Annotated in this window: 16 protein-coding genes and 1 pseudogene; 11 read left to right on the top strand and 6 right to left on the bottom strand. The window is 72.2% G+C overall.

The genetic code is table 11. From position 1 onward, the window contains the following. Window positions 1–17: 17 nt before the first annotated feature. Window positions 18–869, bottom strand: a complete 852-nt coding sequence (locus ACFYYF_RS18570) for a helix-turn-helix transcriptional regulator (protein ID WP_361689512.1) — start codon at window positions 867–869, stop codon at window positions 18–20. A 101-nt stretch (window positions 870–970) separates the two neighbouring features. On the opposite strand from ACFYYF_RS18570, the gene ACFYYF_RS18565 reads away from it, so the two are divergent. Both ACFYYF_RS18565 and ACFYYF_RS18560 read left to right on the top strand, forming a co-directional pair. Next, window positions 971–2,650, top strand: a complete 1,680-nt coding sequence (locus ACFYYF_RS18565; RefSeq protein WP_388776896.1) for an AMP-binding protein — start codon at window positions 971–973, stop codon at window positions 2,648–2,650. Next, the gene (locus ACFYYF_RS18560; protein WP_388776894.1) at window positions 2,647–4,254 is read left to right on the top strand and encodes an AMP-binding protein; all 1,608 of its coding nucleotides are present in this window, start codon (window positions 2,647–2,649) and stop codon (window positions 4,252–4,254) included. Before ACFYYF_RS18565 ends, ACFYYF_RS18560 begins: the two co-directional genes overlap by 4 nt. A 66-nt stretch (window positions 4,255–4,320) precedes the next feature. Here ACFYYF_RS18560 and ACFYYF_RS18555 read toward each other — a convergent pair. Then, a pseudogene (locus ACFYYF_RS18555) lies at window positions 4,321–4,698 on the bottom strand (hypothetical protein); the annotation flags it as partial. A 967-nt stretch (window positions 4,699–5,665) separates the two neighbouring features. Between ACFYYF_RS18555 and gcl the strand changes: the two are divergent. Together gcl and ACFYYF_RS18545 are read left to right on the top strand one after the other, a co-directional pair. Further along, on the top strand, window positions 5,666–7,450 hold the full coding sequence (gene gcl, locus ACFYYF_RS18550; protein WP_388776891.1) for a glyoxylate carboligase: 1,785 nt from the start codon (window positions 5,666–5,668) through the stop codon (window positions 7,448–7,450). A gap of 269 nt (window positions 7,451–7,719) precedes the next feature. Then, complete coding sequence (locus tag ACFYYF_RS18545; RefSeq protein WP_388776889.1) at window positions 7,720–8,628, top strand: alpha/beta fold hydrolase; 909 nt, start codon at window positions 7,720–7,722, stop codon at window positions 8,626–8,628. On the opposite strand, the gene ACFYYF_RS18540 is transcribed toward ACFYYF_RS18545, so the two are convergent. From ACFYYF_RS18540 to ACFYYF_RS18525, 4 genes are all read right to left on the bottom strand, one after another. Continuing rightward, window positions 8,597–9,184 (bottom strand): TIGR04222 domain-containing membrane protein, encoded by a 588-nt coding sequence (locus ACFYYF_RS18540; protein WP_388776887.1) that lies wholly within the window; start codon window positions 9,182–9,184, stop codon window positions 8,597–8,599. The two genes, ACFYYF_RS18545 and ACFYYF_RS18540, sit on opposite strands and share 32 nt — an antisense overlap. A gap of 240 nt (window positions 9,185–9,424) precedes the next feature. Continuing rightward, complete coding sequence (locus ACFYYF_RS18535) at window positions 9,425–9,670, bottom strand: hypothetical protein (RefSeq protein WP_355773867.1); 246 nt, start codon at window positions 9,668–9,670, stop codon at window positions 9,425–9,427. A 499-nt stretch (window positions 9,671–10,169) separates the two neighbouring features. Further along, entirely contained in the window at window positions 10,170–11,063 is an 894-nt protein-coding gene (locus tag ACFYYF_RS18530; RefSeq protein WP_361689533.1) for a 2-hydroxy-3-oxopropionate reductase, read from the bottom strand. 110 nt (window positions 11,064–11,173) lie between these two features. Next, window positions 11,174–12,013, bottom strand: coding sequence for a TIM barrel protein (locus tag ACFYYF_RS18525; protein ID WP_388777572.1), 840 nt, complete (start codon window positions 12,011–12,013; stop codon window positions 11,174–11,176). Between the two features lie 170 nt (window positions 12,014–12,183). Between ACFYYF_RS18525 and ACFYYF_RS18520 the strand changes: the two genes are divergently transcribed. From ACFYYF_RS18520 to ACFYYF_RS18490, 7 genes are all read left to right on the top strand, one after another. Then, a complete protein-coding gene (locus ACFYYF_RS18520; RefSeq protein WP_361689539.1) occupies window positions 12,184–12,444 on the top strand; it encodes a hypothetical protein in 261 nt (86 codons plus the stop codon). After that, window positions 12,441–12,809 carry a helix-turn-helix domain-containing protein gene (locus ACFYYF_RS18515; protein ID WP_361689542.1) on the top strand — a complete coding sequence of 123 codons (369 nt, stop codon included), beginning with the start codon at window positions 12,441–12,443 and terminating at the stop codon, window positions 12,807–12,809. The genes ACFYYF_RS18520 and ACFYYF_RS18515 overlap by 4 nt, the downstream gene beginning before the upstream one ends. A 183-nt stretch (window positions 12,810–12,992) precedes the next feature. Continuing rightward, on the top strand, window positions 12,993–13,523 hold the full coding sequence (gene uraD / locus ACFYYF_RS18510) for a 2-oxo-4-hydroxy-4-carboxy-5-ureidoimidazoline decarboxylase (protein ID WP_388776883.1): 531 nt from the start codon (window positions 12,993–12,995) through the stop codon (window positions 13,521–13,523). 66 nt (window positions 13,524–13,589) lie between these two features. Next, window positions 13,590–13,997, top strand: coding sequence for a hydroxyisourate hydrolase (uraH, locus tag ACFYYF_RS18505; protein ID WP_388776881.1), 408 nt, complete (start codon window positions 13,590–13,592; stop codon window positions 13,995–13,997). A gap of 5 nt (window positions 13,998–14,002) precedes the next feature. Continuing rightward, a complete protein-coding gene (gene pucL / locus ACFYYF_RS18500; RefSeq protein WP_388776879.1) occupies window positions 14,003–14,950 on the top strand; it encodes a factor-independent urate hydroxylase in 948 nt (315 codons plus the stop codon). Window positions 14,951–15,027: 77 nt separating this feature from the next. Beyond that, a complete protein-coding gene (locus ACFYYF_RS18495) occupies window positions 15,028–16,404 on the top strand; it encodes an 8-oxoguanine deaminase (protein ID WP_388776877.1) in 1,377 nt (458 codons plus the stop codon). Between the two features lie 229 nt (window positions 16,405–16,633). After that, complete coding sequence (locus ACFYYF_RS18490) at window positions 16,634–18,061, top strand: nucleobase:cation symporter-2 family protein (protein ID WP_388776873.1); 1,428 nt, start codon at window positions 16,634–16,636, stop codon at window positions 18,059–18,061. Window positions 18,062–18,078: the final 17 nt, after the last annotated feature.

Genomic DNA, 18,078 nt, shown 5'->3' with positions numbered 1-18,078 from the left:
CCGCCGCGGGCGGTCCGCTAGGGCAGCACCCCCGCCCGGCGCGCGGCGACGACGGCCTCCAGCCGGGTGTGCGCGCCGAGCCGGCGCATCGCCGAACGCAGATACCCCTTCACGGTCTCCGGACGGAGCCCGAGCCGCTCGGCGGCGGCCGCGTTCGTCGCCCCCGCCGCGACGCAGGCGAGGACGTCCACCTCGCGCGGAGCCAGGACGACGTCGTGCGCCACGCCCGCGGACGGAGCCGCCGCGTCGGCCAGCCGGCCGCACACGGAGAGCAGTTCGGCCCGCAGCTTCGGGTCGGCGATCCGCGGCGCCAGCGCCCGCAGCGTCCCGTGGGCCTCACGCACCTCCTCCCAGGCCGCGTCCCCCGTCGCTCCCGGCACCGGGCCGGGCTCGCGGACGACGCCCAGCAGGTCGTGGGCCGCGTCCCGGACGACCAGCGCCTGTTCCACGTCCCGGGCCGCGGCGACGGCCGCTCCCAGCGTGCGGTCGCCCAGCGGCTGGGCCGTCCGCAGAGCGCCGTACAGGACACCGCGCACCCGGCGGCGTACGACGACGGGTACCGCGAGGACGGAACACAGCCCCTCCGTCGCCACCGCCGTGTCGTACTCGTGGCTGATCTGCCGCGAGGCCGGATAGTCGCTCACCGCGCACGGCCGGGCCAGGGCCACCGCCTTGCCGCCCAGCCCGTTGCCCGAGGAGACCGCGAGCGAACTCAGCGCGGGCGTCGCCGTGCCGCTCAGCTCACTGATGCGCACCAGCCGCCCGCCGGAGTCGACGAGACCCCCGAAGGCCACCGGCAGTCCCGTGGCACGCCGCAGCCGCACCAGCGCGGCGCGTACTTCCACCGACTCGGCCGTGTCCGCTGCCACCTGCTCGTCCCTTCATCGCGGGGCACCCCCGTTCGGGGGTGGTGAGACCTGCATCACGGAATACACGATGGTAGGCGGCGGTCCGGCAACGAGGAGGACACATGACGGCGACAACGGGCAGGGCGGACGGGTTCCGTGCCGCACGGGACTTCCTGCTGAAGCACCGTTCGGACTACTCCACGGCGTACGAGGGCTTCAGCTGGCCCCGCCCGGAGCACTTCAACTGGGCCCTCGACTGGTTCGACGTCATCGCGCGGGACAACGACCGCACCGCCCTGCACATCGTGGAGGAGGACGGCGGACGTGTCGAGGTCTCCTTCGCCGCGATGTCCGAGCGCTCCGACCGGGTCGCCAACTGGCTGCGCTCGCGGGGCGTGGGCGCGGAGGACCGCGTCCTCGTCATGCTCGGCAACCAGGTCGAGCTGTGGGAGACAGCCCTCGCCGCGATGAAGCTGCGCGCCGTCGTCATCCCGGCCACCCCGCTGCTCGGCGCCGCCGACCTGGCCGACCGGATCGAACGCGGCCGGGTGCGGCACGTCGTCGTGCGCTCCGAGGACACCGCGAAGTTCGACGCGGTCCCCGGCGACTACACCAGGATCGCGGTCGGCGGCACGCGCCCCGGCTGGCACGCGTACGAGGAGAGCGCCGCCGCCGATCCCGCCTTCGAGCCCGACGGCCCCACCCACGCGGACGACCCCCTGATGCTCTACTTCACCTCGGGCACCACCGCTCAGCCCAAGCTCGTGGAGCACACCCACGTCTCGTACCCCATCGGCCACCTGGCCACCATGTACTGGATCGGGCTCAAGCCCGGGGACGTCCATCTGAACATCTCCTCACCCGGCTGGGCCAAGCACGCCTGGTCGAACCTCTTCGCTCCGTGGAACGCCGAGGCGACCGTCTTCCTCTACAACTACACGCGGTTCGACGCGGGCCGGCTGATGGCCGAGATGGACCGGGCCGGCGTCACCACCTTCTGCGCCCCGCCCACCGTGTGGCGCATGCTCATCCAGGCCGACCTCGGCCTGCTGCGGACCCCGCCGCGCGAGGTCGTCGCCGCCGGCGAGCCGCTGAACCCCGAGGTCATCGAACAGGTCAGGCGTGCCTGGGGCGTGACCATCCGGGACGGCTTCGGCCAGACCGAGACCGCCGTCCAGGTGTCCAACAGCCCCGGCCAGCCGCTCAAGACCGGCTCCATGGGCCGGCCGAGCCCCGGCTTCCGCGTCGAACTGCTCGACCCGGTGACCGGCGCGCCCGGCGCGTCGGAGGGCGAGATCTCCCTCGACCTGTCCGAGCGTCCCGTGGGCCTGATGACCGGCTACCACGGCGACCCCGACCGTACGGCGGAGGCGATGGCCGGCGGCTACTACCGCACCGGGGACATCGGCTCGCGCGACGCCGACGGCTACATCACCTATGTCGGCCGCGCCGACGACGTGTTCAAGGCCTCCGACTACAAGATCTCGCCCTTCGAGCTGGAGAGCGCGCTCCTGGAGCACGAGGCGGTCGCCGAGGCCGCCGTGGTCCCGGCGCCCGACGAACTGCGCCTGGCCGTCCCGAAGGCGTACATCGTCCTCGCGGCGGGGTACGAACCCGGCCCCGACACCGCCAAGGTCCTCTTCGAGCACGCGCGCACGGTGCTCTCGCCGTACAAGCGCATCCGCCGCCTGGAGTTCGGCGAGCTGCCCAAGACCGTCTCCGGCAAGATCCGCCGGATCGAGCTGCGCGAGGCCACGGCCGCCGGCTCGGACGCCGAGTACCGCGAGGAGGACTTCCGGTGAGTGAACTGTCGTACGCACACGGGACGGGCGGCACGGCGCTGCTCGGCGACACCATCGGGGCGAACCTCGACCGGGCCGTCGCCGCCTGGCCGACGAGGGAGGCGCTGGTCGACGTGCCCTCGGGCCGGCGCTGGACCTACGCGCAATTCGGCTCCGACGTCGAGGAGTTGGCGTACGCGCTGCTCGCGTCCGGAGTGGCCAAGGGCGACCGGGTGGGCATCTGGGCGGTCAACTGCCCGGAGTGGGTGCTCGTCCAGTACGCCACCGCCCGCATCGGCGCGATCATGGTGAACATCAACCCGGCCTACCGCACCCACGAGGTGGAGTACGTCCTCGATCAGGCCGGGATCTCGCTGCTGTTCGCCTCGCTCAGCCACAAGGGCAGCGACTACCGCGCGATGGTCGAGCAAGTGCGCGGCAGATGCCCGCGGTTGCGGGAGGCCGTCTACATCGGCGACCCGAGCTGGGACGCGCTGGTGCGGCGTGGAACCCCGGCCCTGCGCGAGGAGCTGAACGTCAGGGCCGGTGAGCTGTCCTGCGACGACCCCATCAACATCCAGTACACCTCGGGAACGACGGGCTTCCCCAAGGGAGCCACGCTCTCCCACCACAACATCCTGAACAACGGCTATTTCGTGGGGGAGTTGATCGCCTACTCCGAACAGGACCGGGTCTGCATCCCGGTTCCCTTCTACCACTGCTTCGGCATGGTGATGGGAAACCTGGCCGCCACCTCGCACGGCGCGTGCATGGTGATCCCGGCCCCCTCGTTCGACCCGGCGGCCACGCTGAGGGCCGTGCAGCAGGAGCGGTGCACCTCGCTGTACGGCGTACCCACCATGTTCATCGCGGAGTTGAACCTCCCCGACTTCGCGACGTACGACCTGTCCACCCTGCGCACCGGCATCATGGCGGGCTCGCCCTGCCCGGTCGAGGTGATGAAACGGGTGGTCGCGGAGATGCACATGGAGGAGGTGTCCATCTGCTACGGCATGACGGAGACCTCGCCCGTCTCGCTCCAGACGCGCCGGGACGACGACCTGGAGCACCGCACGGGAACGGTCGGCCGGGTCCTTCCGCACCTGGAGGTGAAGGTCGTCGACCCGGTGGACGGGGTGACCCGGCCGCGCGGCACCGCCGGGGAGCTGTGCACCCGCGGCTACAGCGTGATGCTCGGCTACTGGAACGAGCCGGAGAAGACCGCCGAGGCCGTCGACGCGGGGCGCTGGATGCACACCGGGGACCTCGCCGTGATGCGCGAGGACGGGTACGTCGAGATCGTCGGGCGCATCAAGGACATGATCATCCGGGGTGGCGAGAACATCTACCCGCGTGAGATCGAGGAGTTCCTGTACGCCCACCCGAAGATCGCCGACGTCCAGGTGGTCGGCGTTCCCCACGAGCGCTACGGCGAGGAGGTGCTCGCCTGCGTCATCCCGCGCGATCCGGCCGACCCGCTCACGCTGGAGGAGCTGCGCGCCTTCTGCGAGGGGCGGCTGGCGCACTACAAGATCCCCAGCCGGCTGAGCATCCTTCAGACCTTCCCGATGACGGTCTCGGGGAAGGTGCGGAAGATCGAACTGCGGGAGACGTTCGCCGAGTAGGGCTCCCGGGGTGCCGGTGCCCGCGCCTCCACGGCCCGAGCCGACGCCGCTCGCCGTGCCCGGTGTTCAGCCCGAGACGGCGATGAGGTCGTCGGCCGGGCTGTTCACCGGCCGGGGCGAGCCCGTGAGGTCCAGGACGAAGAGGGGGACGCCGAGGGTGTCGGCGCGGGCGCGGGCGTCCTCGTCGTAGCCGGCCAGGGAGAAGAACACACAGGTCGCCGACTCCGTCATGGCGGTCAGCCACAGACACTCCACGTCGCGCAGCGAGGCCGGCCGCACGGTGGGGTCCACCTGGGCCAGGATGCCTCGCGCGGCGAGTCCGATCCCGGACGTGGGCCGCTGGTCGGCCCGCCGGATGTCGCGGTAGCCGAGCCAGCCCAGATACAGCGCGGCGGCGGTGACGGCGTCGCGGGCGGTCCGAATGGCAACCGGCCGGAACGCGGGCCTCCGCCCGGCCCCGAGGCCATGCCCGGACGCCCCGAGCCGCGCAGAGGGGACGCCGTCCGTGTCCCCTGCGGGTGCACCGTCCGGGTCCCGCGAAGGGGCGCCGTCCTCGGGGGCCTTGCCCTCGAAGGTGTGGGCCCCGGGGGAGCTGTCCTCAGGAGTGCCGCTCATGGGGGCTTCGCCCTCAAGGGTGTGGGCCTCGGGGGTATCGCCCTCCGGGGAGCTTTCCTTGGAGGCTCGGTTCTTTGGGGCGCTGTCCTCGGTGGTACTGGCCTCCGGGGCGCTGTCTCCGGCGGAGCTGTTCTTCAGGGCTCCGCTCTCGGCGGCGCCGGCCTCCGGAGCGCTGTCCTCGGTGGTGTCGACTTCGGCTTCGCGGGTTTCGTTCCGGTGGGTGCCGGACCCGGCCTGCCCGTCGTCCGGCCGGTGCGTGACCGGGCCGGCCTTCCGGACCGGGGCCGTTCGCAGCGGGATCCGCAGGGTCGTTCCGCAGGGGCAGCCCAGCTCGGGCTGCGGCCACTGGCTTTCGCGGCCGCAGGCCCCGCACCGGACCGTCGTCCATTCGTCGTCCCACGCGCGATGGGTGACGGGCGTCGCCTGCGCGAGGCGGTCGAGCGGCGCCGTCACGGGCGATCCGCACACGCAGGGGTAGGACGGAGCCGCGTACAGATGCTCGCGGCGGCAGGCCGGGCACCGCACCGGCACGCTCTCGGCCATGGCCCACTCCAGGAACTCACGTCGGGACAGCGCGTCCATCGTCCTCCTGCCGGACGGCGCCCGGCAGCGAAACGCCGCGACGCGCACGACCCGGTCCGCGCACGGCCCACTCTTGACGCTCCCCGCCCCGGCACCTAGATTGCTTCCAGATAGTAGAAGTTAGTTTCCGTAATGCGGAATAAGCAACGGGATCGGCGGCTCTCCGCGGGGCGCGACGGGAGCGCGAGTCCGACAGCCGAAGCAGGAGTACTCCATGGCTCGTATGACCGCTGCCCGCGCGGCAGTCGAGATCCTCAAGCGCGAGGGCGTCACCGACGCGTTCGGCGTTCCGGGCGCGGCGATCAACCCCTTCTACGCGGCGCTCAAGGCGTCCGGCGGAATCAGCCACACCCTCGCCCGGCACGTCGAGGGCGCTTCACACATGGCGGAGGGCTACACCCGCACTCACCCGGGCAACATCGGTGTCTGCGTGGGCACTTCGGGCCCGGCGGGAACCGACATGATCACCGGCCTGTACTCCGCGAGCGGCGACTCGATCCCGATCCTGTGCATCACCGGCCAGGCCCCGACCGCGGTGATCCACAAGGAGGACTTCCAGGCCGTCGACATCGCCTCGATCGCGCGCCCGGTGACCAAGATGGCCGTCACCGTCCTGGAGGCGGCACAGGTTCCCGGCGTCCTCCAGCAGGCCTTCCACCTCATGCGCTCCGGGCGCCCCGGGCCCGTCCTGGTCGACCTGCCCATCGACGTCCAGCTCACCGAGATCGAGTTCGACCCCGAGACGTACGAGCCCCTGCGGACGTACAAGCCCGCCGCGACCCGAGCCCAGGTCGAGAAGGCGCTCGGGCTGCTGAACGCCTCCGAGCGCCCGCTGATCGTGGCCGGCGGCGGGGTCATCAACGCGGACGCCGCCGAACTCCTCGTCGAGTTCGCCGAGTTGACGGGCACCCCGGTCGTCCCGACGCTCATGGGCTGGGGCGTCCTGCCCGACGACCACGAGCTCAACGCGGGCATGGTGGGCCTGCAGACCTCGCACCGCTACGGCAACGCCACCTTCCTGGAGTCCGACTTCGTCCTCGGCATCGGCAACCGCTGGGCCAACCGCCACACCGGAGACCTCGGCGTCTACACGGCCGGCCGGACGTTCGTGCACGTCGACATCGAACCCACCCAGCTCGGACGGATCTTCGCCCCGGACTTCGGTGTCGCCTCCGACGCCCGGGCCGCCCTGGAACTCTTCGTCGAGGTGGCAAGGGAGCTGAAGGCGGCGGGGAGGCTGCCCGACCGCTCCGCGTGGGCCGCATCGGCACAGGAGAAGCGGGCCACCCTCCAGCGCCGGACGCACTTCGACGACATCCCGATCAAACCGCAGCGCGTCTACGAGGAGATGAACAAGGCCTTCGGCCCGGAGACCCGGTACGTCTCCACCATCGGCCTCTCGCAGATCGCGGGCGCCCAGATGCTGCACGTCTACCGGCCGCGCCACTGGATCAACTGCGGTCAGGCGGGCCCGCTCGGCTGGACCGTCCCGGCCGCGCTCGGCGTCGCCAAGGCCGACCCCGGCGCGCAGGTCGTCGCCCTCTCCGGCGACTACGACTTCCAGTTCATGATCGAGGAACTGGCCGTCGGGGCCCAGCACCGGATCCCGTACGTCCATGTCCTCGTGAACAACGCCTACCTGGGCCTGATCCGGCAGGCGCAGCTCGGCCTCGACATCGACTTCCAGGTCAACCTGGAGTTCGAGAACATCAACTCCCCGGAGCTCGGCGTCTACGGCGTCGACCACGTCAAGGTCGTCGAGGGCCTCGGCTGCAAGGCGATCCGGGTCACCGACCCGGGCGAGCTCGGCGCTGCCTTCGAACGGGCCAAGAAGCTCGCCGCCGAGTTCCAGGTCCCCGTCGTCGTCGAGGCGATCCTGGAGCGCGTCACCAACATCGCCATGAGCAGGACGAACGACATCGGGAACGTGACCGAGTTCGAGGAGATCGCCACCGAGCCGGGCCACGCGCCCACCGCGATCAGGACACTGAAGGTCTGACCCGGACCTTCCCCTCGCCGGCCGGGACCTCCCCGTCGCCGGTCGATGCCCTCCACCGGCCGGGACGTCCCTTGCCCCCGTCGGGACCTCCTTCCCGTGCCCGGGTGGCCCGCCTCAAGTAGCGGGCCGCCCGGGCGCGTTGTCGCCAGGGGCGGCCTGCTCCGAGTGGCGGGCCGACCGGGCGTGTTGTCACCAGGCGGCCCGCCCCAAGTGACCTGCCGTCCAGGTGCGTTGTTCCCAGGAGCGGGCCGGTCCGGCATGCTCGCCCCATGCGGATGACCGTCCCCACCCCCCTCGGCGACATCGCCGTGCGCTGCCTCGACCCCCTCCCCGGCGCCCGGCCGGAGGGAGCCCCGGCCCCGTCCGAGACACCCGCCCTCCTGCTCCTGCACGCCAATCCGGGAGACGGGCGCGACTTCGACGCCGTGCTGCCCGCCCTCGCCGACCGGTACCGCACGTTCGTCGTGGACTGGCCGGGCTACGGCGACTCGACCGCCCCGGAACCCGGGCTGGTCACGCCCGAGGGGCTGGTGCGGGTCGCGGAGCGGGTGATCGACGCGCTCGCCGACGGGCACGGCGTCCGGGAGGTCGCCGTGCTCGGCAACAGCGTCGGCGGCTACGTGGCCTGCCGTCTCGCGGAGGGCCCCCGTGCCGCGTCGATCAGCGCGCTCGTCCTGGTCGACCCGGCGGGCTTCACCCGCCACACCGCGCTCACCCGCTGGTTCTGCCGCGAGGTGATGGGCCGTCCCGCCCGTGCGCGAAGGCTTGTCGTCCCGCTGGCCCGCGCCTATCTGGGCCGGCTGGGCACCCCGAGCGCGCGCGAGACGTACGCGCGGGTGCGCCGGCTGCCGCGCGACGAGCGAAGACTCGCGGTGCACTGCGCGCTCTGGCGCGGCCTCGCCGCCCCCGACTTCGGCCTCACGGCCCCCGGCGCCCTCCGGCCGCCGATCCTGCTGCTGTGGGGGAGCCGCGATCCCGTCGTCCCCGCGTTCCTCGACGGCCGCCGCGCCCGGCGCATCCTGCCCGCGGGGACGCTGAGCGTGCGGCTGCCCACGGCCCACGAGCCGTACAACGAACGCCCGGGCCTCTTCCTGCGGCACGTCCTGCCGTTCCTGGAGAATCCGCGGGCGGTCGCCGCGCGCCGCCTCAGGCCCCCCAGCCGCCCGCGCAGCCGCTGAATCCGCCGCCGTCCCCTCCGCTGCTCCAGGACGGTCCGCTCTCGGGCCGGCCGCCCCGGCCGGTCAGGCCCGCCGCCTCGGTGAAGCGGGGCACCAGGACGGTCAGGGCGGCATCGCCGTACAGGGCGACGGCCAGCAGGACATCGGCCGGGGCCAGGCCCTCCGGCCCGGCGGGACGCGGGACCGCGGTGCGCAGCTCCCGCAGGACACGCCGGGCGGCGCGTGTCCGCCGCGGAGGAAGGCGGCGCAGCAGCCCGGCCGCGACGGCCTCGCTCCGCAGCTCCGCCAGCGCCCGTCGTACGCGCGGCCGGTCCATCAGCTCCCGCATTCCCGCTGGGAGGTAGAGCGATCCGCGTACGGCCTTCTCCAGGGCGAGCCCCGGGGCGAAGGACGTCCCCGGGGACGGGTTCGAGGTCCGTATCGTGCCCGGCGGGCCCGGGGCCACCGCGCCGCGCAGATGCAGGGCGACCACGGCGACCTTCACGGCCGCGCGGGGCCCGCCACGCAGCAGCGCGACGGTCAAGGGCCCAGGCCCGACCGCCGCGCTTCCGCTCATGGTGCTTCCCCCGTGCCCCCGTTCGGGACCCGCCGCCCCCGTGCCGGCGGGCCCCGTGTGCCGAGGATGTGCCTTATCCGGCGGCAGGAGAAGTCCCTGGGGCGGTGTTCAGAGGTTGATTTGAGGGTTCCGTAGGCGTCCTACGCCCGCTTGCGTACGGAAGGAGTCCGTACGGCGCCCGTTTCGGCTCGTGGATCAAGGGGCGCGGCGCGTGGTCCGGCGCGCACGGCCGTACGGTCCTCAGACCTCCGTGTGCTCGGAGAGGCCGGGCCAGTCGTCCGGCCCGCCGCCCTGCCAGTCGATGATGTCGCTCTCCTCGACCTCGATCACGTCGAGGTCGACGTCCGCCTGGCGCAGGATCTCGACCACGTCGTCGAGGTGGTACGCGATGCCGAGCACCCGGTCGCCCTCGGTGACCCGCCGCGACCCGTCCAGACCCGGTGTGTGCACCACGATCCTGGGGAGTTCCTTGCCGTCAGCGTCCATGGTCCAAGGCTGCTGCTCGCGGCCGCAATCCGCACCCGGAGCCCGGCGCGGGCTCCCCGGCTGCCATGGAGTCGTTGCCGTCCGACGGCGCGAGGCCGGGCGCGACGGTACGTTCGCGCCGCCGGACGGGGTCTGTGCGGTACGGCCGAAGCCGGGGAGTGGCCGAGGCAAGGGAGTGGCCGAAGCAAGAGAGTGGCCGAAGCCGGGGAGCAGTGGCCGGAGCCGATGTGTGGACGGGACCGCGGCGGCCGCGACGGACCGGAGTCTCCCTTCCCTCACGTCGAGAAGGGGAACCGGTCCTTGACCACCGCACCGGCTCGCGGGCCGCCGCGGTCCTCGTCCGCCCGGACCGCGTCCGCGACGGCCACCCCTCATCCGGGCCGTTCGTGACGCGGTCCGGGAGCTCGTGGCTCCGGACGTGGATCCGGGTCGCGGCGGTGCCTGGGCGCGACATGACAGATGTCGGCACCGCCGCGGCCCGGACGTTCGAGGTGCCCGGTCAGACCCGGGCGCCGGAGAGGCGTTCCACCGCGCGCAGCAGCGCGGAGTGGTCCAGGCCGCCGTCGCCCTGCGCGCGCAGGCTGGCGACGAGCTGGGCGACCACGGCTCCCACCGGCAGCGCGGCGCCCACGGTGCGGGCGGCGTCCGTGACGATGCCCATGTCCTTGTGGTGCAGGTCGACGCGGAAGCCCGGCTTGAAGTCGCGGTTCAGGAAGTTGTCCTTCTTGCGGGCCAGCACCGTGGAGCCCGCGAGACCGCCGCCGAGGACGTCGAGCGCGGCCCGCAGGTCCACGCCGGAGCGTTCCAGGAAGACCACCGCCTCGGCGCACGCCTGGATGTTCACGGCGACGATCAGCTGGTTGGCCGCCTTCACGGTCTGGCCCGAGCCGTGCGGACCGCACAGCACGATGGTCCTGCCCAGCGCCTCGAACAGGGGCTCCGCCTCGTCGAAGTCCGCCCGGTCACCGCCGACCATGATCGACAGCACCGCCTCGATCGCTCCGGCCTCGCCTCCGGACACCGGGGCGTCCAGGACGCGGACGCCCTTCTCGGCGCCGGCCTTCGCGAGGTCCACCGAGGTCTGCGGGGTGATCGAGGACATGTCGATCAGCAGCGCGCCGGGCCGCACGTTCTCCAGGACGCCCCCGGGGCCGTACGCGACGGCCTCGACCTGCGGGGAGGCGGGCACCATCGTGATCACCACGTCGGCGTCCCGCACGGCCTCGGCGATCGAATCGGCGGCGGTGCCGCCCGCCGCGGCCAGGCGCTCCAGCTTGTCCCGTTCCAGCGTGTGGCCCGTGACGTCGTACCCGGCCTTGATCAGGTTCTCCGACATGGGGGAGCCCATGATGCCGAGACCGATCCATGCCACCTTGGGGAGGTTGTCGCTCATGAGGGTGCCTCTCTGCGATCCGTGCTGCGTCTTGGCGATCCGTGTCGACCCGGTCCGTGCCGCGTCATCGGGGTGCCGCGTCATCGGGGTGCCGCTCATCGGGGTGCCGCTCAGCGGGCGGCGCGGGCCGCGGCGGGCAGCCAGTCGAAGGCCCCCGCGCTCGGCAGGTCGCCCGGCTTGTACTCCAGGCCGACCCGGCCCGCGTATCCGGCCCCGGAAAGCTGGTCGAGCAGCGCTTCGAGGGGGAGCGTGCCCGTGCCCGGGGCGCCGCGGCCGGGGCTGTCGGCGATCTGCACATGGCCGGTCCGGTCGGCGCGGGAGGCGATCACCCGCGGCAGGTCCTCGCCGTTCATGGCGAGGTGGTAGAGGTCCATGAGGAACCTGGTGTTGCCGAGGCCGGTCGCCGCGTTGACCTTGTCGACGACGGCGACGGCCGCCGGGGCGCTCACCAGCGGATAGTGCGGTGACTCCCGCTCGTTGAGGGCCTCGACGAGGAGGATCGCGCCGATCCGGTCCGCGGCCCGTGCCGCGAGGACCAGGTTCTCCAATGCCAGCGCGTCCTGCTCGTCCGGGTCCACACCGGCGACGCGGTTGCCGTACAGGGCGTTGAGCGCCGTGCAGCCCAGCGAGCCGGCGAAGCCGGCGGCCACGTCGATGTTGGCCCGGAACCGCGCCGACTCCTCCCCGGGCAGGGACAGGGCGCCCCGGTCCGGGCCGGGGAGCTGTCCGGCGTAGAGGTTCAGCCCGGTCAGTTGGACACCGGCGGCCTCGATCGCCGTCCTCAGGGCGTCGAGCTCGGACCGCTCGGGGGTGGGTGAGTCGACCCAGGGCCACCACAGCTCGACCGCGGTGAAGCCGGCCGCCGCGGCGGCCGCCGGGCGCTCCAGGAGCGGGAGTTCCGTGAAGAGGATCGACAGATTGACGGTGAAGCGCTGGTCCGCGAATCCCATGGGGCCGACACTCACTTCCGTATCGTGGAAACTTGTTTCTGCTCAATGGAAGATTGCCGTCGGGCTGCGAGCGTTGTCAAGGGGGTGCCGGCGGAAAGCCCGCGGGGTGCGGCCCGCTCCGGCCGCAGGGGGCTTGCCGCGGCGTCCGCGCCGGGCAGTAGGTTGAGCCCGTGCGATTGAGAGTGGAGTTCACGACCGAGCCCTTCGATCTCGACGAGGCCCCCCGGCACGCCCTGGTCGCCCGCGAGGTCATCGAGGCGGCCGACCTGGACGCCGTGGACGTCGGCCCGTTCGGCAACACCGCGGAAGGCGGCGCGGACGCCGTGCTCACCGCCGTCGAGGCGCTGCTGCGCCAGGTCCTGGACGCGGGCGCCACCCGGGTCTCGCTCCAGGTCAACGTCCTCGGGGCGGCGGGGGAGGGCGATAAGTGACCGGAATCGCGGACGACCCCTTCGTCGCGGCGGTCAAACCGCTGGTCGACGCCATGGGCGGGGAGATGCTGCCGCCCTCGGAGGCCGGCGTCGACGACGTCGTCCTGTCCTGGGAGGGCGCGGACGTCGTCGCCGTGCGCCTGCCGCAGCTGGCCGACTCGCTCGACCACATCCTCGCCGCCCTGGAGCGCAAGCGGGGCATGCCGCTCGCCGAGCTCGACCGCAAGGCCAAGCAGGAGATCGTGCGCATACTGGAAGCCCGCGGGGCCTTCTCCGTGCGGCACGGAGTGGAGACCGTGGCGAGCGCGCTCGGCGTGAGCCGGTTCACCGTCTACAACTACCTGAACCGCGAGAAGGGTGCCTGACCGGCGCGAACGCGCCTCTGGGCGGCAGGTTTCACCGGCCGTCACCTCGCCGCCGCCCGGACGACCGGGCGGCGGTTTCCGTAACCTTCCGTAACCCGAAGTTTTCAACAAAGTGTTGACGTCGGTTCGCCGAGGGCGTTAGCTGTCCGCAGCCCGTCCAGCACACGGCCACGGAGGCTTCCCATGGAGTCGAGTACGGCATCCGGCGGCCTCGCCCGCTTCAACACCCTCGACGAGTCGGCGGCCCTCGCCGTCCTCCACGAGGTGTGCGCCTCCCGGGCGTGGGCCGAACGGCTGGTCGCCGCCCGCCCCTACGCCGGGGACGGTGACCTGTACGCCGAGAGCGACGCCGCCACCGCGGCCCTCACCACCGCCGACCTGACGGAGGCGATGGCGGGGCACCCGCCCATCGGACGGCCGAAGCCCGGAGACGCGACCTCCTCGCGCGAACAGCGCGGGATGGCCGGGGCCTCCGCGGAACTCAGGGCGGAGATGCTCGAACTGAACCTGGCCTACCAGGAGAAGTTCGGCCATGTCTTCCTCGTCTGCGCCACCGGCCGGACCGGGGAGCAGATGCGTGACGCGGTCAGGGAGCGGATCGGCAACCCGGCCGAGCGGGAGCGCGAGATCGTCCGCACCGAACTGGGAAAGATCAACCGCATCCGGCTCGGCCGTCTCGTGGCAGACGAACCGCCCGGCACGGCGGGAGGCTGACGCCCACCCGAAGGACACGCCCGCCGGCCCCCCGGAGGACGTACAGCCCGTACAGGAAGAAGAGGCATGAGCACCGACACCACGGCTTCCGTGTCCACCCACATCCTGGACACCAGCGTGGGCCGGCCCGCCCGCGGTGTCGCGGTCCGGCTCGCGGCCCGTGCGGGACGCGAGGGCGACTGGCGGGCGCTCGGCGGTTCCGCGACCGACGCGGACGGCCGGTGCAGGGACCTTCCGGCGCTGCCGGAGGGCACGACCCACGTACGGCTCGACTTCGAGGTCGAGCGCTACTTCGAGCAGGATCCGGCGACAACGACACAGCGAGCCGATGCGCAGCAGGACGCCCCCGCGAATCGGGACAGCGAGACGTTCTTCCCCGAGGTGACGATCACCTTCGCCGTCAGGCCGGGCGAGCACTACCACGTACCGCTGCTGCTCAACCCGTTCGGCTACTCCGTTTACCGAGGGAGCTAGCAGACATGACCGAACCTTCCCGCCAGGGCCGCCCGGTGCTCCTGGGCCAGAACCAGTACGGCAAGGCCGAGAACCGCGTCGTGCGGATCACCCGCGACGGCGCCACGCACCACATCAAGGACCTGAACGTGTCCGTCGCGCTGAGCGGCGACATGGACGAGGTCCACCTCTCCGGCTCCAACGCCAACGTCCTGCCGACGGACACCACCAAGAACACCGTGTACGCCTTCGCCAAGGAGCACGGCATCGAGTCCGCCGAGCAGTTCGGCATCCACCTCGCCCGGCACTTCGTGACCAGCCAGGAGCCGATCGAGCGGGCGCGCATCCGGATCGAGGAGTACACCTGGGAGCGCATCGAGGCCCCGGACGCCGCCTCCCGGGCCGCCGGCGCGGACGGGCCGAGGCACTCCTTCGTCCGCAAGGGCCAGGAGACGCGCGTCACCCAGATCACCTACGACGGCGAGGCGTGGGAGGTCGTCTCCGGACTGAAGGACCTCGTCGTGATGAACTCGACGAACTCCGAGTTCTGGGGCTTCGTCAAGGACCGGTACACGACGCTCCCGGAGGCCCACGACCGCATCCTCGCCACCCAGGTCTCCAGCCGCTGGCGCTTCGGCTGGACCGGCGACGAACAGCGGATGCCCGACTGGGACAAGTCCTACGACGAGGTCAGGAAGCACCTGCTCCAGGCCTTCGCGGACACCTACTCCCTCTCGCTCCAGCAGACCCTGTACGAGATGGGCGCGCGGATCATCGACCACCGCGACGAGATCGACGAGGTCCGCTTCTCGCTCCCGAACAAGCACCACTTCCTGGTCGACCTCGCGCCGTTCGGCCTGGAGAACGACAACGAGGTCTACTTCGCGGCCGACCGCCCGTACGGGCTCATCGAGGCCACCGTCCTGCGCGAGGGCCGCGAGCCGCGCATCCCGGTGGACCTCACCAACCTCTAGAACCGCCTCACGGACCCGGTCGTCGCCCCGCTCGGCCACCGGGTCCGTCCGCCGACCCGGAAGAACGAGGAACCGCAGTGCCAGTCCAGCGCATCGTCATCGAGAACTGCGCCATCGCGACCGTGGACGCGGGCGACACCGAGTACGCCTCGGGGCACATCGTCGTCGCCGACAACAGGATCGAGTCCGTGGGCGCCGGAAAGGCCCCCGCGAACCTGGAGAACGTGGTCCGCCGCATCGACGGCACCGGGCATCTGGCCACCCCGGGCCTGGTCAACACCCATCACCACTTCTACCAGTGGATCACCCGCGGTCTCGCCACCGACCACAACCTCTTCGACTGGCTCGTCGCGCTCTACCCGACCTGGGCGCGCATCGACGAGCCGATGGTCTACGCGGCCGCCCAGGGCTCCCTCGCCATGATGGCCCGCGGCGGTGTCACCACCGCCATGGACCACCACTACGTGTTCCCGAAGGGCACCGGGGACCTGTCCGGCGCGATCATCCGGGCCGCCCGCGAGACCGGCGTCCGCTTCACCCTCGCCCGCGGCTCCATGGACCGCAGCCGCAAGGACGGCGGACTGCCGCCGGACTTCGCCGTCGAGACCCTCGACGGGGCGCTCGCCGCCACCGAGGCGACCGTCGACGAGCACCACGACGACTCCTTCGACAGCATGACCCAGATCGCCGTCGCGCCCTGCTCGCCCTTCTCCGTCTCCACCGAACTCATGAAACAGGGCGCCGAGTTGGCCCGCCGCAAGGGGGTGCGGCTGCACACGCACGGCTCGGAGACGGTGGAGGAGGAGCAGTTCTGCAAGGAACTGTTCGGCATGGGCCCGACCGAGTACTTCGAGTCGACCGGCTGGCTCGGCGAGGACGTGTGGATGGCGCACTGCGTCCACATGAACGACTCCGACATCGCCGCCTTCGCCCGGACGCGGACGGGCGTGGCCCACTGCCCCTCCTCCAACGCCCGGCTGGCCGCGGGCATCGCCCGGGTCCCCGACATGCTCGCGGCCGGCGTCCCGGTCGGCCTCGGCGTCGACGGCACCGCGTCGAACGAGTCCGGCGAACTCCACACCGAACTGCGCAACGCCCTGCTGGTCAACCGGCTGGGCGCCCACCGAGAGGCGGCCCTGAACGCCCGTCAGGCACTGCGGCTCGGCACCTACGGAGGGGCTCAAGTCCTGGGCCGGGCAAGCCAGATCGGCTCCCTGGAGGCAGGCAAGCTCGCCGACCTCGTGCTGTGGAGACTGGACACCCTGGCACACGCCTCGATCGCCGACCCGGTGACGGCGCTCGTCTTCGGCGCCGCCGCGCCGGTCACCCTCTCGCTCGTGAACGGCCGCCCGGTCGTCGAGGACAGCCACCTGCTGCACGTCGACGAGGACGCCGTGGCCCGTTCCACCCGGGACGAGGCACGGCGCCTCGCGCGGATCGCCGGACAGGACTGACCGCCGCAGAACTCCGGTCGAGGGGGACGGCCCTCGGCCGGTGGCCGTGGACCCGGCTCGGGTCCACGGCGGCCGCCCCCGGGGCGCGCATGGACGTGCGCGCCCCGGAGCGGTCCCCGTCGCACGACGCGACGGCCGCGCGACGGCCGTCGTCCCGGTCCCGCACGACCGCGCATCACCTCCCTGACACCCACGTCGACGCGACGTGTACCCGACCGGAGGAGCCGCCGTGGCCCAGTCCGAGCCCAGCACCGATGCACGACCCGCCCGCTCCGCCGGCCGACCGGTCCATCCGGTCGACGAGAGACTGCCCGCCCTCAAGACGGCGGCCGCCGGCCTGCAGCACGTCGCCGCCATGTACGCGGGAGTCGTGGCCCCGCCCCTGATCGTCGGCGCCGCGGTCGGTCTCTCCGCCGGAGAGCTCACCTTCCTCACCTGCGCCTGCCTGTTCACCGCCGGTCTCGCCACCTTCCTGCAGACCATCGGCTTCTGGAAGATCGGAGCCCGGCTGCCCTTCGTCAACGGCGTCACCTTCGCCGGTGTCGCCCCCATGACCGCGGTCGCCGCCTCCGTCGAGGACAAGAGCGACGCACTGCCCGTCATCTACGGCGCGGTCGTCGTCGCCGGCGTCCTCGGATTTTTCGCGGCCCCCTACTTCAGCAGGGCCGTCCGCTTCTTCCCGCCCGTGGTCACCGGCAGCGTCATCACCCTCATCGGTGTCTCCCTGCTGCCGGTCGCCTTCGGCTGGGCCCAGGGCCCGGACCCCTCGGCGGGCGACTACGGCTCGCGCACCTTCCTCGGACTCGCGGCGACGACGCTCGTCGTCGTCCTCCTGCTGCGCCGCTTCACCCGGGGATTCGTCAAGCAGATCGCGGTCCTGCTCGGCCTGGTCGTCGGCACGCTCGTGGCGATCCCCTTCGGCGTCACGGACTTCGGGCCGGTGGCCACCGCCGACGTGGTCGGCTTCCCCACACCGTTCCACTTCGGCGCTCCGCAGTTCCACCTCGCCGCGATCCTCTCCCTGTGCGTGGTCATGGTCGTCTCGATGACCGAATCGACCGCGGACATGCTGGCGTTGGGGGAGATCGTCGAGCGTCCGGCCGACGAGAGGACCATCGCGGCCGGACTGCGCGCCGACACCCTCGGCTCGGCACTGAGCCCGCTGTTCAACGGCTTCATGTGCAGCGCCTTCGCCCAGAACATCGGGCTCGTCGCGATGACGAGGATCCGCAGCCGGTACGTCGTCGCCACCGGCGGCGGCTTCCTCGTGCTGATGGGGCTGTGCCCGGTGGCCGCGTCGCTGATCGCCGTCGTACCGCGACCGGTGCTCGGCGGGGCGGGTGTCGTCCTCTTCGGGTCGGTCGCGGCCAGCGGCATCCAGACGCTGGCCAGGGCGGGCCTGGAGAAGGACAACAACGTGCTGATCGTGGCCGTGTCCCTCGCGGTCGGCATCATCCCGATCGCCGCGCCCGGGTTCTACCACGCGTTCCCCGAGACGGCCCGGATCGTCCTCGACTCCGGCATCTCGACGGGCTGTGTCACGGCCGTCGTCCTCAACCTCGTCTTCAACCACCTCGGCGGCGGACGGCGGAACGCGGGCGAGGTCACCCACCCGATGGAGGCGGGCGAGGACCTCACGGCGCTGCCGGCCCGCTGAGGGACCGGCCGCGGCGG

It is taken from the genome of Streptomyces sp. NPDC001914, from assembly GCF_042891215.1.
Taxonomy (GTDB): domain Bacteria; phylum Actinomycetota; class Actinomycetes; order Streptomycetales; family Streptomycetaceae; genus Streptomyces.
The sequence above is the reverse complement of the archived record's forward strand: the minus strand, read 5'-3'. Positions and strand labels throughout refer to the sequence as shown.

Coding starts and splice junctions, on each gene's coding strand:
- ACFYYF_RS18565 (WP_388776896.1), top strand. CDS start 971: ATGACGGCGACAACGGGCAGGGCGGACGGGTTCCGTGCCGCACGGGAC.
- gcl (WP_388776891.1), top strand. CDS start 5,666: ATGGCTCGTATGACCGCTGCCCGCGCGGCAGTCGAGATCCTCAAGCGC.
- ACFYYF_RS18545 (WP_388776889.1), top strand. CDS start 7,720: ATGCGGATGACCGTCCCCACCCCCCTCGGCGACATCGCCGTGCGCTGC.
- ACFYYF_RS18540 (WP_388776887.1), bottom strand. CDS start 9,184: ATGAGCGGAAGCGCGGCGGTCGGGCCTGGGCCCTTGACCGTCGCGCTG.
- ACFYYF_RS18535 (WP_355773867.1), bottom strand. CDS start 9,670: ATGGACGCTGACGGCAAGGAACTCCCCAGGATCGTGGTGCACACACCG.
- ACFYYF_RS18530 (WP_361689533.1), bottom strand. CDS start 11,063: ATGAGCGACAACCTCCCCAAGGTGGCATGGATCGGTCTCGGCATCATG.
- ACFYYF_RS18525 (WP_388777572.1), bottom strand. CDS start 12,013: ATGGGATTCGCGGACCAGCGCTTCACCGTCAATCTGTCGATCCTCTTC.
- uraD (WP_388776883.1), top strand. CDS start 12,993: ATGGAGTCGAGTACGGCATCCGGCGGCCTCGCCCGCTTCAACACCCTC.
- uraH (WP_388776881.1), top strand. CDS start 13,590: ATGAGCACCGACACCACGGCTTCCGTGTCCACCCACATCCTGGACACC.
- pucL (WP_388776879.1), top strand. CDS start 14,003: ATGACCGAACCTTCCCGCCAGGGCCGCCCGGTGCTCCTGGGCCAGAAC.